The organism is Thalassomonas sp. RHCl1, assembly GCF_947387555.1.
Lineage (GTDB): Bacteria > Pseudomonadota > Gammaproteobacteria > Enterobacterales > Alteromonadaceae > Thalassomonas.
Genome location: NZ_CANDNZ010000004.1, coordinates 399,659 through 414,089 on the forward strand (window position 1 = coordinate 399,659; position 14,431 = coordinate 414,089).

The following is a 14,431-nucleotide window of genomic DNA, read 5'->3' on the forward strand; positions in this document are numbered from 1 at the left end:
TCAATTGCTATTGCTACGGCCCGTCCGTATAAATAAAAATACTTTCAATAAAGTCATTTAAGTGTAATAGCAAATCAGGATTAAGCCGTTATTTGTCCTTATACCAAAAATATTTCCGGCTCCGTCGGCACCTGGGGATAAATACTGTAGCCATTTTTTTGTGTCGCCAGCTCAGTGGCAAATTGAAAGTCACTCTCGAAACAGGCATAAATTTTATAGAGAATATCCCCCTTTTCCACCTTGTCGCCAATTTTACATAACAGCTCGACCCCGGCATATTTATCTATCGGCGCCCCCGCCAAACTGGCTATTTTTGCCAGTTGCAGGTTATCGACCTGGTGTACATAACCCGACAGCTCGCAACGTACTTCAAACACCTGCGGCACAGGCGCCTGCTCAGGCAGCAGCTCTCCCTGGGCCTGAATAATATCCTGCATTTTTTCTAACGCCCGCCCGGACTCTACTATATCCCGGGCGATGGCATAGCCCTGCCCGCCCCTGACATCCGGATCAAATTCCAGGATACGGCCGGCAAGGCGCAGGGATTTTTCCCTTAAATCACCGGGAGCATCCACCTGGTTTTTTAATACTTTCATCACATCACGCGCTTCCAGTGCCGGGCCTATGCCGTTACCTATCGGCTGGCTGCCGTTGGTTAAGATCACCTCGATATAGATACCTAAGTGGTCGCCGACATATTCAAACATTTTGCGTAACTTCAACGCTTCACGGGTATGATGTATCTTCGCCGTGGGGCCGACGGGGATATCGATCAGTAAATGAGTCGAGCCGGCAGCGATTTTTTTAGCCAGTATCGACGCCACCAACTGACAGGAAGAGTCCATAGACAAGGGCCGCTCCACCGAGATCAAAATATCATCAACCGGCGCCAGCTTAGCCGTGCCTCCCCAGGCCAGCATGCCCCTGTGTTGCTGCACCACCTGCTGCATTTGTTCATTGGTGATATCCACTTTCGCCAGCATTTCCATGGTATCTGCAGTGCCGGCGGGAGAGGTAATGGCCCGGCTTGAGGTTTTCGGGATCAACATACCGTGGGCGGCAACGATAGGCACTATGATCATGGTGGTGCGATTGCCGGGGATACCGCCGATACAATGTTTATCCACCACTAAAGAGCCGCCCCAGGAAAGTTTTTTCCCCGAAGCCACCATGGCCTGGGTCAAATATAAAACCTCTTCACGCTCTAATCCGGAATGGCTGCAGGCCACCAAAAAAGCCGCGATCTCCATTTTCGAATAACGGTTTTCCGAAATATCCCGGGTAATAAGTTCGAAGCTTTTTTTTGACAAGGTCTCTCCGGCAATTTTCTTGCGCACTTCCTCAAGCGAAGCCGGCGCCCTGGCCGGGGCAACATAAACCGGGGTCCCCTGCTGCTCCCCCAGTTGCTGAAATGCCTGTACGCTCAATCCCAATTCATCCACATCCATAATGGAGTCGTCATTGACGATATTAAGCACCGCAATCACGGCCCGCTCGCCATTTTTTACCGAGATTTCGATTTTCATTAACGCCTGAAACCCTTCACTGCGGTATAAAGGACAATCCCGGTGTAAATAGGCAACGTTTTCCTTATAGGTATCGATAGCGACAGATTTGAGTTTAAGCATAATAGGGGCCGGGGCTCGAGTAAAAGCAGGCCTTGCCGACCAGTACCCGGCAAGCAAGATAAGGGAAATAAATCATTATTTCACTTCAATTTTCACCCGTAAGCTTTGCTCTTTTTTCGGCAAACTCAAACGCAAGATACCGTTTTTATAACTGGCTTCAACCTTGGCCTCATCAATGCTGGCAGGCAAGGGAATTCGCCGCTGAAAATTACCATAGGCGCATTCCATAATATGGTAATTGCCCCGGTGGTGCTCCTCCTGCAATTGCTTGGTACCGCTGATGGTTAACCTGTCATCTTCAATACTGACGCTGATATCACCTTTTTCCAACCCGGGAATTTCCATGGTCAGGCGCAAGCAGTTATCATCATCCACCAGATCCGTACTTAACAGGCCCCAGTTAAGACGCTTATTGCCGCTCGAGGAAAGCGAAACCTCCTGAGATTTATTATCAAAATGCGTCAATGCACTTTTACAACGCCGGTACAGGTGCTGCCAGCCTTCAGACACTGAGTCCCAGGCACGGCCCAAACCATCTCTTATCTCGTGTAAAGCAGTCATCATCGCCTCCTTATATAAACTTGACATCAACCTTATGGGGTATAGACAGCGTTTTTTTGGTGATTTTCACTGTCAGTAAACCATCTTTAAAATCCGCAGCGATACTTTCACTGTCCAGATCCCGGCTCAGCTGTAAAGTGCTGGTATAATAGGGGGAGGTAACCTCTTCATGGCCTTGTTGCTCGCCGTCGGCGGTGGCCAGGGCAATCACCCCTTCTATGCTCAGGGTTTGGTCTTGTACCTGGATATTTAAATTATCATTATTCACCCCCGGCAATTCGGCAATAATGATCACCTGGTTTGCTTGCTCATAAATATCCAGCGCCGGGGTCAGCAAGGTTTTTTCAGGCTTGGAATTTACTTGATTTGCCATGACATGCTCCTAAGTTATGGTGATTTTTTCCGGCCTTGTGTGGGCAAGCCGCTGGACCTTGATATGCAAAACCCCGAGGGAATAGCCGGCGCTGATATTGTTAAGACTGCAATCTTTCGCCAACTTCAATGACTTGGAAAATTTTCCCGTTTTTCTTTCCCTGCGATATACAGTCACCCCCTCAGCATCGGGGATCAGCACCGGACTTTCCCCGGTTACCGTTAACAGGTTTTTGTCCAGGGTAATATCTATTTGCGCCTTATCCAGACCCGGCGCAAAAATATAATAGTCATAACTTTCGGGAGAGACTTCCAGGTTTACCGCCGGGAAGCTCACCTGGCTGTCACGCACATGTGCAGGTAGATAATCTTTTCCGAACCAGTGCTCGATATCATTGGGGAAAAAAGCCGACTCAGGCCAAAAGCTTTTTCGTGAAAAAGTCATAGGGCTCTCCGGTTTCTTGCTTCACGGCCTCGGGCACTAAGAAACAGCAGATCACACCTTGGTAGACAAACCAGATCATCACTTAGGCCAAAGGCCAAATTTCATCACTTTCCCCAAAAGAATAGTTGTATTTGTCCAGCTTTCAACTGAATTTATTGATTTGGCTCAAACAAAAATCAATCATTAAGACAAATAAATAAACAAGCAAAATATCAACAACTTAAACAGGAAGAAAGGCAGAAAAAAGGAAGGCGGAATGACTTGGAAGCAGCTGCTAATCTCGACAGGCAAAGTGTAAAACACGCGTGTTGCCGGGACAGCAGCAACACGCTATAGGCTTATCAGGCTTTTATTTTCCTGACACAGGCCTTTAAGGTTGAAGTTCGGCTAAAAACTCGGAGACCTTCGCCAATCCTGCCACTAAGACCTCAGGATTATTGGCAAAACCAATACGCACATAACCTTCCATATCCATCACGCTACCGGGGGTAAACATCACCCCTTTTGATTCCAGCAGTTGAACACAGAATTCACGGGAACTCATATTAAGATTGTACTTCAATAAGGCCACGGTAGCGCTTTGCGGTTTGGTATAAGAAATCAGCGGCTCTTTAGCCACCCAGTCATCGAGTACCGCCAGGTTCTCCCGGGTAATCTTCCGGCTGCGGGCGAGGACAGCTTCACGGTTTTCCAGGGCAATAGCGGCAAAATAATCATCGAGCAAGCCGACACTGATGGTATTGTAATCCCTGTGGATGGCCACCTGTCCCAGCAATGGCTTAGGCCCGACTATCCAGCCCAGGCGTAATCCCGCCAGGGAAAAGGATTTGGACATGCTGGCAGTGCTGATGCCTTTTTCATAAAGATCGGCCACTGAAGCGGTAAAGCCATCCCCCTGCTGATCTGTGCCCCGGTATACCTCATCAGATAACAGATAGGCATCACAGCTGCGGGCAATCTCCACTATGGCGTTGAGCATGTTTTCATCCATCAAAGAGCCGGTGGGGTTATTGGGATTATTGATGGCGATAAGGGAGGTATTGTCGGTGACCAAAGCCTTTAATTCTTCCAGGTCCGGTAGGAAGTTATTCTCTTCCCTTAATTTCAGGATTTGCACATCGGCGCCATAACTCTCGGGAATGGAGTAATGCTGCTGATAGGTAGGCAATACCGAGATCACCCGGTCACCGGGAGACACCAGGGTGGTATGCACCAGGGCATTGGCACCGATAGCGCCATGGGTAATAAGCACATTATCCCTATGCTGACTTTGATATAAACTGGCGACATTGTCCCGTAACCTGTCCGAACCTTCTATTGCGCCATAGGTCATTTTCATCGGTAACAAGTCTGCCATTACCGTGTCTTTTTTACCGGCCATGGTCAGCAATTCATCCAGTGTTAACGACTCGACACAGGTTTCCGCTAAATTATAAAGGCAGTTGTTTTCATATTCATTCATCCAGATTTCAACGCCAAAGGCCTTAATTTTCATGTTATCCTCCCAAGCTCAAACTGACAGGTTCGAGCTTATAATAAAGTGTAATTGATACCCGGGGACTAGATCCCGATTGCGGTTTTTTATTGCTGCTGGTTCTGCAATAACTTCCACAAACCGTAAGCCATGGCGATATCTTCCAAACCCAGCCCTATCGAGCGGAAAAAAACAGCTTTGCTAAAATCAGGCAAAGGACAGTTAGCGTTGACCAAGTCGGGTAAATCCCCTTTGATCTCTTCCTTATTCCAGCTTAATTCTGTCGCAGCCAGCACCATTTCACCGGCACTGTCGGGCGTCGTGGCTTTATAGTCGCAATAAACATCGGCATTAAGCAGCAAAGACGGCGATACTTCGTGGGCATTAGCAACATTGGTGCTGATGGAGGTCACCAAAACACCGGGAGATAACTGTTCATTGGTCACCACAGGCGTCCCGGAAGAAGTACAGAGCATCAACACATCAGCGCCGACAATACAGCTCTCGCTAGAAGTACAGAAAACCACCCTTTCGTCGATGGCAGTAAATGCCGCCCGTCGCTTTTCATCGTTAGCCAGTGAAGGGGAATATACCCGGATACTTTGCCATTGACGCAAATTTTTCACATGACGCAAATGGGCCAGGGCGATGGCGCCGCTGCCTATGATTGCCAGCTCACTGCTCTTAGCTTTCGCTAAATAATCTACCGCCAGCGCGGTTGTTCCTGCGGTGCGCTCCGTGGTTAACAAGGCAGAATCACACCATAATAACGGCTGCCCGGTACGCTGCGACATCAAGCTGGTCCAGGCGGTGATCACAGGTGCTGTTTCGGTGATCAAATAGGGAGAAAGCTTAGCGCCAAAAACTTCCTGCTCAGCCATGGCCCCCGAATAAGTAATAAAATCGCCGGCATCTTGGGGTAACAGGGTGAGGGTTTGCGGAGGCTGCACCGCATGACTTTGCCCCAGGCTACGAAACATCGCGGTAAGTTCGTTTTTTACATCCAGCAGGGGTAACAGGGCGTTAACCTGATCTTGCTGCAAAATAACCGGCGGCTGGTTGTGACTGATAGCGTGACTAAGATGACAATTCATAATTTCCCCGACACTAGACTTGAGATACTCAAAAATCTATCGTAGACTTTTAAGTACACAAACGTCAAGCTTAAAAGAAATATTTGTTACCGGCTTAACTAATGGTTTCGATATCACTTTAACAATTGGCTGAGTTTACTGAATAAGCCGTCGGCACGCTCCTGTCATCACTTTACATGGCAAGAAGTGCGCCGCTATAATTCCAAGCCCTGACAGCGCCCTTAACCCCGATAACCAAAAAAGAAAATGACCAATAACAACAAAACAACAAATACCGGCATGCTAAAACAAAGATATGCAGCAGTTGCAGACGGTATTGCCTTATTGTTTTCCGGTTATGCCGAAATCGTGATCCATGATTTAGCCAGCCAAAGCGTGGTGTACATTGCCAATAATATTTCCAAACGTCAGCTCGGCGATGCTTCGGCACTGGAAGAAGTGGATTTTAGCCAAACAAGTGATGTTATCGGTCCCTATGAAAAATTAAACTGGGACGGCCATAAGATACGCTCTACCAGTGTGGTATTACGCGACGATAACGGCGAGGCCATCGGCATGTTATGCATCAATATGTCTATCGGCGCCTTTGAGGCCGCCAGGGAAATGTTAGAGCTGTTCCTTGGGAGCAATAAGGTTATTCCCCAGCCTGAGATCCTCTTTCACGATGACTGGCAGGAGCGTATCAATACCTTTACCCATGCCTGGTTAAAAGAGCACAAGCTCAGTATTAACATACTCACCCATGCCAATAAGCGCCAGCTGGTTGAAGCCCTGTTCCACCAGGGCGCCTTTAACGGTAAAAGCGCTGCCAACTATATCGCCAATATCCTCAATATGGGACGGGCGACGGTTTTTAAGTATTTAAAGGAGATAAAACAGCAGGCCTGATCATTTTATTGCCCTGGAGATCGCCACGCTTTCGCTTCCTGTGAGCGTGGCATACGTCCCTGTATATAACATTAAGGCAGCCGAAGCTGCCTTAAAAATCATAACAAGCGATTAAACCATCAGCTCTCGCTTTGCTGTACCTCGGCCGTCATTAACTGACCTTCTTCACCGGCAAACTTATCCACCCACAAGGCAATAGCACCGTCACCGGTCACATTACAGGCAGTACCGAAACTGTCCTGGGCCAGGTATAAGGCAATCATCAAGGCCAACGCCGCATCGGTAAAGCCGAGCATAGTGGCCAACAGACCCAATGCCGACATTACCGCACCGCCGGGAGCCCCCGGGGCCGCAATCATGGTCACGCCTAACATCAAAATAAAGCCTAACATGCCGCCTAAGCCGGGCAAGGTCAGTTCCGGGGTCAATAACATCACAGCGGTTGCACAGGTGACAATAGTGATGGTTGAGCCGCTTAAATGGATAGAGGCACATAAAGGCACGGTAAAGTTGGCAATGCCGTCTTTCACCTTATTGGCCTTATTCGCTTTTAACGATACCGGAATAGTCGCGGCACTCGACATAGTGCCCAGCGCGGTAAAATAAGCCGGCAGCATGTTTTTCAACAAAAACAGCGGGGATTTACCCAGCGCCATACCGGTGGTGATATATAAAATCGTGATCCAAACCCAGTGCATGATCAGCGCTAACAGCAGCACCACGCCAAAGGTTTTTAATGTGGCAAATACCGTACCGTCGACCGTCATTTCCGCAAAAACACCGGCAATATAAAAAGGTAAGGCAGGAATGATCACTTTACTCAGCAAGACTTCGACGATATCCCGGGCTTCATTGATGCCGCCGCGCAGCAATTTGGCATTGGTGGCGCTGATGCCGATACCAAGAATAAACGCCAGCGCCAGCGCCGTCATCACTTCAAATAACGGCGGTATGGCGATATCGATAAAACCTTTAAGCTTCTCCCCTTCTTCTGCCGCGGCAATGGTGTCACCTGAGATTAACCCGGGTAAGACATTGCTGGCCACCAGAAAAGCCAGGATACCGGCCACTACGGTAGAGCCGTAGGCCAGGCCTACGGTTTTGCCCAGCAAGGAGCCTGAGCCCTGAGGCAGTGAAGCAATACCGCTGGCAATATAAAACAGGATAATGAGAGGGATGGTGAACTTAATCAGCTGGCCGATCAGGGTTTGCCCGGTAAAAGTCAGCTGAATAAGGAAATCGGGTCCATATAGCCCTATCAGCATACCGGCGACAATACCGGCAATGAGTTTAACCACCAAATTCATAAGCACTCCACTTGTTATAATAATTGTAATTTAATTAATGCTCAGCATTCTAACCCGAGTCTTATTGTTCCCGCCAGTTAACCTTGAGATAAGCACGGTTATTTTCCCCGGGCTTTGGCGCAAGGTAATCTTTACAAACAAAGTAACCGGCTGCCGCCACTAAAGTTTCCCCGTAATAAATAAAAGGAATACGTTGGCGCAACCAGGGAGGCAATGCCAGCTCCTGCAGCACTTTTTTCAGCGGTCGGCTGTGCTGGCGATAATCCGGCAAGCACCTGGGGTTTTGGTGACTGAATTTTACCGTCACCGGCTCAGATGCCTGTGGCGGGCGCAAGTATAAGGTTTTTCTTTCCAGCTTAGCCGGGCTAAGGCCATGCTCAACCACCTCCTTGTCACCCGAAGATGAAAAACATAACATCCCGAGATGATCCGGCAATTCGATTGTTGCCGCCCTGCCGGCTCCGCCTATTACCAGTTGCTGTTGCCAGCTGCTGATATCCTGAAAATCTCCGGTCAGATATAGACCGTCCCGGTAACGTCGCAGCCAGACATCGGCCATTTTGACTGCCGGTGTTTTATCCGCCGGGGCGCCAAGCTGCACATGCACCTGGTTAAGTTGCTCGGCGCTTGGCATCAAACACCCGTGCTGCTCAAGAAAATAACGCAGCAGGTTGTTAAATCTCGCCTTTGACAGTTTTTCCAGCTCAGGCACAGATAAAGCCTTGGCTGACAAAGTTGCCTGCGCTAAATCCTGCTGTGCCAGCTCCGTCAGTAACTCCTGCCCCTCCCGGCAGTGTTCGCTGCTGCGTCCCATAGTAGCGACCATTGACGGCCAGCGCTCGGTAAGCAGCGGCATAATCTGATGACGGATAAAGTTACGGTCAAACCGGGTATCGCTGTTGGACTCATCTTCTATCCAGCTCAAATTATGCTGCCTGGCATAATCCTCGATATTCCGACGTCTGAGCGCCAGCAGCGGCCGTACTAAAGTATGCTCGCCAAGCACTGAGACACTGGCCATGGCGGACAAGCCTTTTAACCCGGCCCCCCGTTTTAACGCCAGCAACAAGGTTTCCCCCTGATCGTCACTATGGTGTCCGGTGATGATCAAAGCTCCTTTAGGTGCAAGCTGCTGCAGGGCTTGATATCTGGCCTCCCGGGCAAGGGCTTCCAGGCTTTGTGAGCCGGAGACATCCAGGGTCACTTGCCGGCATATCAGCTCCAGTCCAAGCTTTTGGCATTCACGCTCGGCGCTTTGTTGCCACAAGGCGGCATTTTCACTCAGGCCGTGATTGATATGACAAACCATTAACGGGTTATCCAGGCGTTTTGCCTGCCTTAGCCTGGCCAGGGAATATAACAATACCTGCGAGTCGACCCCGCCGCTGTAGGCGATCACCACGGTTTTTTTCGGGTAGCTGCGAAAGAAGGTTTCCAGTGTCTGTTCGATTAATGACATGTTGGCTGTTTACGCGGGAGGGGGAAAGAAAAACGGCTATTCATGGTAAGAATAGCCGTCATGGAGTTTGGGCTTGGCTTAGCTTAATTTAGCTTAGCAATAGCCGTAAGACATCAGGCGCTGATAACGTTGTTCGATCAGCTCTTCCTGGGATAAGCCTTCAAGTGCCACCAGGTCGGTTTTGATCGCCTGCTTCAGTAAGGCGGCCATTTGATCCATATCCCGATGTGCACCACCTAAAGGCTCTTCAACAATATTATCAATCAGCTCAAGCTCTTTAATACGACTGGCGGTAATGCCCATGGCTTCTGCCGCCATTGAGGCCTTCTCCGCCGTTTTCCATAAAATAGAAGCACAACCTTCAGGAGAAATCACCGAGTAGGTGGAGTATTTCAACATGTTGACCCGGTCGCCGACACCGATTGCCAGGGCGCCGCCGGAGCCGCCTTCACCAATCACGGTACAAACGATAGGCACGGTCAGACGCGCCATCACTTTTAAGTTGCGGGCGATGGCTTCACTTTGGCCGCGCTCTTCGGCGCCAACCCCGGGGTAAGCGCCCGGAGTATCGATAAAGGTAATGATCGGCATGTTAAAACGCTCGGCCATTTCCATTAAACGCAGGGCTTTACGGTAACCTTCCGGTCTCGGCATGCCGAAGTTACGCTTCACTTTTTCACTGGTAGAGCGTCCCTTCTGGTGGCCAATAACCATCACGGGTTTGCCGTCAAGGCGCGCGGTGCCGCCGACAATGGCATTATCGTCGGCATAGGCGCGGTCACCCGCCAGTTCATCAAACTCAGTGAAAATACGCGGCAAATAGTCCAGGGTATAGGGACGCTGCGGGTGCCTGGCGACACGGGCGGTTTGCCAGGGGTCGAGATTGGCAAAGATTTTCTTGGTCTGCTCGTTGTTCTTTTCCTTGAGCTGGGTGATTTGCTCTTCCAAATCAAGGTTGAGCTCCTGGCCCGTATTCACAAGTTGCAGCTCTTCAATTTTCGCTTCAAGTTCCGCAATAGGTTGCTCAAAGTCTAAAAAATTTAATGACATATGTTTCTTTTTACCTGAATTTTTTTGTACCAGCCCAAAGCTGGTAACGCTTATTTAAATCGTAGGGCAATGTTGTCATCGCCAAGCAAAGTTTTCAGCTCGTATAACAACATATCCGCCGGTGTAACCCGCCACTGTACGCCAAGTTCCAGCATCGCCTGCGCCTCTTCGCGCTGGTAAAATACCCGAACCGGACAGGTACCGTCCTTATAGGGGGACAGTACCTGAGTAAATTTTGCAATAAAATCGTCTTGTATCGCTGATCTAACAACTTGAATATCCAAAGAAGAAACGTAATTTTCCCTGGCATCAGCAATCGTCATTATATCCCGGCCGGTCATTGTATTACCACCTGAATATTCATCAAAGCTGACCTGTCCGCTACAGACCAAAATAGCATCGTTTACCAGCAGTTCGGCAAAGCGATCATAATCGTCGGGAAACAGGCGAACATCCATGCGCGCGCTCTTATCATCCAGGGTCACCAGGGCCCAGCGCCGGCCGCGCTTATTCACCAACACCCGCACCCCGATCACCAGGCCGACCGCTACCGCCGATCTGTCTTTGCCGGTGGGCTGCATGGTCACCAGGCGTCCTGAGGCATATTTCTTGATCTCCGCCAGATAGCGGTTAATCGGGTGCCCGGTTAAATATAAACCTAAAGTTTCTTTTTCACCATCGAGCCAGACTTCTTCCGGCCAGGGGGGCACGTCTTTAAATGCCTGGCGGTTATCATCCGGCTCTTCGTTGATCAAACCAAAAAGGTCGTTTTGCCCGAGCGCCTGCGCCTTGGCATGTTGCTCCGCCGCTTTAATGGCTTCCGGCAGGCTCGCCATCAGCGCCGCCCGGTGCGGGCCGAGATTATCCATGGCGCCGGCTTTGACCAGACGTTCCAGTACCCGCTTATTGGTTTTTTTCAAATCCAGCCGGGCGCAAAAATCAAATAAGTCGACAAAAGGACCGCCTTCTTGGCGGGCACTGATAATGGCTTCGATCGGGCCTTCCCCTACCCCTTTGATGGCGCCGATACCATAGACGATTTCATTATCGTCATTGACGGTAAATTTATACTGGCCGACATTGACATCCGGCGGCAACAATGGAATACCCATATTGTCGCATTCATCTGCCAGGGTGACGATTTTATCGGTATTATCCATATCCGCCGACATAACCGCCGCCATAAAGGGCGCCGGATAATGGGCTTTCATCCACAGGGTTTGATAGGACACCAGGGCATAGGCGGCAGAGTGGGATTTGTTAAAACCATAGCCGGCAAACTTTTCCACCAGGTCGAAAATTTTCATCGCCAGCTCGCCGTCAACACCGCGATCGACGGCACCTTTTTCAAAGCCCGCCCTTTGTTTGGCCATCTCCTCCGGTTTTTTCTTACCCATGGCCCGGCGCAGCATGTCCGCGCCGCCTAAGGTATAACCCGCCAGCACCTGGGCAATCTGCATTACCTGCTCCTGATACAGGATAATGCCGTAGGTAGGTTCAAGAATCGGTTTTAAGTCGATATGCTGCCAGGTGGCATCCGGGTAACTGATTTCTTCCCGGCCATGCTTACGTTCGATAAAGTTATCAACCATGCCCGATTGCAGCGGCCCCGGCCTGAACAGGGCCACCAGAGCGATAATATCTTCAAAGCAATCCGGTTTCAGCTTGGCGATCAGGGATTTCATACCGCTGGATTCCAGCTGGAATACCGCAGTTGTTTCCGACTTTAATAACAGGTCAAAGCTTTTTTTGTCCTCCAGGTCGATACTGGCGATATCAATCGGCTCTTTGCCTTGCTTTAACAGTTTTTCATCCGCCATCTCTATTGCCCATTGCAATATCGTCAGCGTTCTTAAACCGAGAAAGTCAAATTTTACCAGGCCGGCATCTTCAACATCATTTTTATCGAACTGGGTAACCGGGTTATTACCTTCTTCATCACAATATAAAGGGGCAAAATCCGTGATCGTGGTGGGGGATATCACTACCCCCCCGGCATGCTTACCGGCGTTTCTCGTAGTACCCTCCAAGATACGGCACATATCAATTAAGTCTTTAACTTCACTGTCTTGTGCGTAAACTTCGGGTAATTTCGGCTCCACTTCAAAGGCTTTTGCCAATGTCATACCGGGATCCCCCGGGATCAGTTTCGAGATACGATCAACAAAACCATAAGGATGACCCAATACCCGGCCGACATCCCGGATAACGGCTTTCGCCGCCATGGTACCGAAAGTAATGATTTGTGATACCGCGTCACGACCATAAAGCTCGGCAACATGGTCGATAACTTCATCACGCCGATCCATGCAAAAGTCGATATCAAAATCCGGCATCGAAACCCGCTCAGGGTTCAAGAAACGTTCGAAAAGCAAGTCGTATTCAAGCGGATCCAGATCGGTAATTTTCTGGGCATAGGCAACTAAAGAACCCGCACCTGAACCCCGTCCCGGTCCCACCGGAATATTATTATCCTTACTCCACTGAATAAACTCCATTACGATCAAGAAGTAACCTGGGAATCCCATGTTATTGACAACTTCCAGCTCCACCGCTAAACGTTCATCGTAAGGTTTACGTTTTTCGGCAAAGTCGGGGGCGTCTTTATCAAACAAAAACTCTAAGCGTTCTTGCAGACCTTCTTCGGAAACTTTAATTAAATAATCTTCAATCGATAAACCTTCCGTGGGGAAGTCAGGCAATACATATTCCCCAAGGCGTACTGTGGTATTACACCTTTTGGCAATTTCGACCGAGTTCGCCAGGGCTTCGGGGATATCGGCAAAAAGCTCACACATCTCCTGTTCAGAGCGCAGATACTGCTCGGGGCTATAACGTTTCGGGCGCCGTTTATCATCCAGGGTAAAACCATCATGGATGGCAACGCGAATTTCATGGGCCTCGAAATCTTCCGGCGATAAGAACATCACCTCGTTAGTGGCCACCACAGGAAGCATATGCTCACTGGCAAGTTCCACCGCCAGATGCAGGTAATTCTCTTCATCATCACGGCCGGTACGTATCAGCTCAAGGTAAAAATGATCGGCAAAATACTGCTGATAAAAGGCCAGCATGTCGGCCACCATTTCCTGATTGCCTTTAAGCAGCGCCTTGCCTATGTCTCCTTCGCGGCCGCCGGACAGTAAAATAAGCCCCTCGGCATGTTCAATCAGCCATGCCTTATCAATCACTGCCCGCCCCTGGATATGGCCGCGCAGGTAAGCCTTAGAAATGAGTTCAGTCAGGTTTTTATAGCCGGTATTATCGGCGCTGAGGATCACCAGCCGTGATAACTCATCTTCAAGCTCATCACTTTTCACCCAAAAATCGGCACCGATGATCGGTTTAATGCCGGCGCCATGGGTGCCGTGGTAAAATTTCACCAGGCCGCATAAATTGGTTTGATCTGTCAGCGCCAATGCCGGCAGGTTCAATTCCGTCGCTTTGGCGATAATGGGTTTAACTTTTTTCAGGCCATCACACATGGAAAAGTCGCTGTGGATGCGCAAATGGACAAATTTCGGCTCAACCTGAGCGGGAACTTCCGGGCTAAGTTCTGACATTAGCCTTGTCCCCCTTTACTGCTGGCCAGCACATTGGCCACCGGCTTAAAGCTTTGCCGGTAACAGTCCAGCACGCCGAATTTTACGATGTTTTCCAAATGGGCCTTGGTCGGGTAGCCCTTATGCTGGGCAAAGCCATATTCCGGGTGTAATTTATCCAGGGCGATCATTTCTTCATCCCGGGCGACTTTTGCCAGGATAGAGGCGGCACTGATTTCCGCCACCCTGGCATCCCCTTTCACCACCGCCTGGCTTTCAATGCCAAAATTAGGGCAGCGGTTGCCGTCCACCAGCACATGATCCGGTTGCACCTCAAGCGACTGTACCGCCCGCTGCATGGCCAGCATGGTGGCATGCAGAATATTCAGGGTATCAATTTCTTCCGGTGTCGCCCGGCCGATGGCCCAGGCAACGGCATGGGTTTTAATTTCTTCGGCCAGTATACTGCGCTTTTTTTCCGACAGTTTTTTCGAGTCCATTAAGCCTTCAACCGGATTGTCCGGGTCTAGGATAACTGCGGCGGTCACGACATCCCCTACCAAAGGCCCCCGCCCGACTTCATCCACCCCGGCGATACAATAGGCCACGGG

Annotated in this window: 12 protein-coding genes; 1 reads left to right on the forward strand and 11 read right to left on the reverse strand. The window is 49.8% G+C overall.

Annotated features, from left to right (window positions below; translation table 11 throughout):
• Positions 1-98: 98 nt before the first annotated feature.
• The 6 genes from QL234_RS14620 to QL234_RS14645 form a co-directional block, all read right to left on the reverse strand.
• On the reverse strand, positions 99-1,628 hold the full coding sequence (locus QL234_RS14620; RefSeq protein ID WP_281558565.1) for a thymidine phosphorylase family protein: 1,530 nt from the start codon (positions 1,626-1,628) through the stop codon (positions 99-101).
• A gap of 75 nt (positions 1,629-1,703) precedes the next feature.
• Positions 1,704-2,192, reverse strand: a complete 489-nt coding sequence (locus QL234_RS14625) for an Hsp20/alpha crystallin family protein (RefSeq protein ID WP_281558566.1) — start codon at positions 2,190-2,192, stop codon at positions 1,704-1,706.
• A gap of 7 nt (positions 2,193-2,199) precedes the next feature.
• A complete protein-coding gene (locus QL234_RS14630) occupies positions 2,200-2,562 on the reverse strand; it encodes an Hsp20/alpha crystallin family protein (protein ID WP_281558567.1) in 363 nt (120 codons plus the stop codon).
• Between the two features lie 9 nt (positions 2,563-2,571).
• Positions 2,572-3,006 (reverse strand): Hsp20/alpha crystallin family protein, encoded by a 435-nt coding sequence (locus tag QL234_RS14635; protein ID WP_281558568.1) that lies wholly within the window; start codon positions 3,004-3,006, stop codon positions 2,572-2,574.
• Between the two features lie 370 nt (positions 3,007-3,376).
• Positions 3,377-4,501 (reverse strand): aminotransferase, encoded by a 1,125-nt coding sequence (locus QL234_RS14640; protein WP_281558569.1) that lies wholly within the window; start codon positions 4,499-4,501, stop codon positions 3,377-3,379.
• An 86-nt stretch (positions 4,502-4,587) separates the two neighbouring features.
• Positions 4,588-5,574 carry an ornithine cyclodeaminase family protein gene (locus QL234_RS14645; protein ID WP_281558570.1) on the reverse strand — a complete coding sequence of 329 codons (987 nt, stop codon included), beginning with the start codon at positions 5,572-5,574 and terminating at the stop codon, positions 4,588-4,590.
• Between the two features lie 246 nt (positions 5,575-5,820).
• On the opposite strand from QL234_RS14645, the gene QL234_RS14650 reads away from it, so the two are divergent.
• Positions 5,821-6,462 carry a PAS domain-containing protein gene (locus QL234_RS14650; protein WP_281558571.1) on the forward strand — a complete coding sequence of 214 codons (642 nt, stop codon included), beginning with the start codon at positions 5,821-5,823 and terminating at the stop codon, positions 6,460-6,462.
• Between the two features lie 119 nt (positions 6,463-6,581).
• On the opposite strand, the gene QL234_RS14655 is transcribed toward QL234_RS14650, so the two are convergent.
• From QL234_RS14655 to rnhB, 5 genes are all read right to left on the reverse strand, one after another.
• On the reverse strand, positions 6,582-7,769 hold the full coding sequence (locus tag QL234_RS14655; protein WP_281558572.1) for a dicarboxylate/amino acid:cation symporter: 1,188 nt from the start codon (positions 7,767-7,769) through the stop codon (positions 6,582-6,584).
• Between the two features lie 61 nt (positions 7,770-7,830).
• Complete coding sequence (gene tilS / locus QL234_RS14660) at positions 7,831-9,228, reverse strand: tRNA lysidine(34) synthetase TilS (protein ID WP_281558573.1); 1,398 nt, start codon at positions 9,226-9,228, stop codon at positions 7,831-7,833.
• A 93-nt stretch (positions 9,229-9,321) separates the two neighbouring features.
• Positions 9,322-10,278: an acetyl-CoA carboxylase carboxyl transferase subunit alpha gene (accA, locus tag QL234_RS14665; protein ID WP_281558574.1), complete on the reverse strand. Its 957-nt coding sequence runs from the start codon at positions 10,276-10,278 to the stop codon at positions 9,322-9,324.
• A gap of 50 nt (positions 10,279-10,328) precedes the next feature.
• Positions 10,329-13,841, reverse strand: a complete 3,513-nt coding sequence (dnaE, locus tag QL234_RS14670; RefSeq protein WP_281558575.1) for a DNA polymerase III subunit alpha — start codon at positions 13,839-13,841, stop codon at positions 10,329-10,331.
• The gene (gene rnhB, locus QL234_RS14675) at positions 13,841-14,428 is read right to left on the reverse strand and encodes a ribonuclease HII (protein WP_281558630.1); all 588 of its coding nucleotides are present in this window, start codon (positions 14,426-14,428) and stop codon (positions 13,841-13,843) included. Before rnhB ends, dnaE begins: the two co-directional genes overlap by 1 nt.
• Positions 14,429-14,431 lie beyond the last annotated feature (3 nt).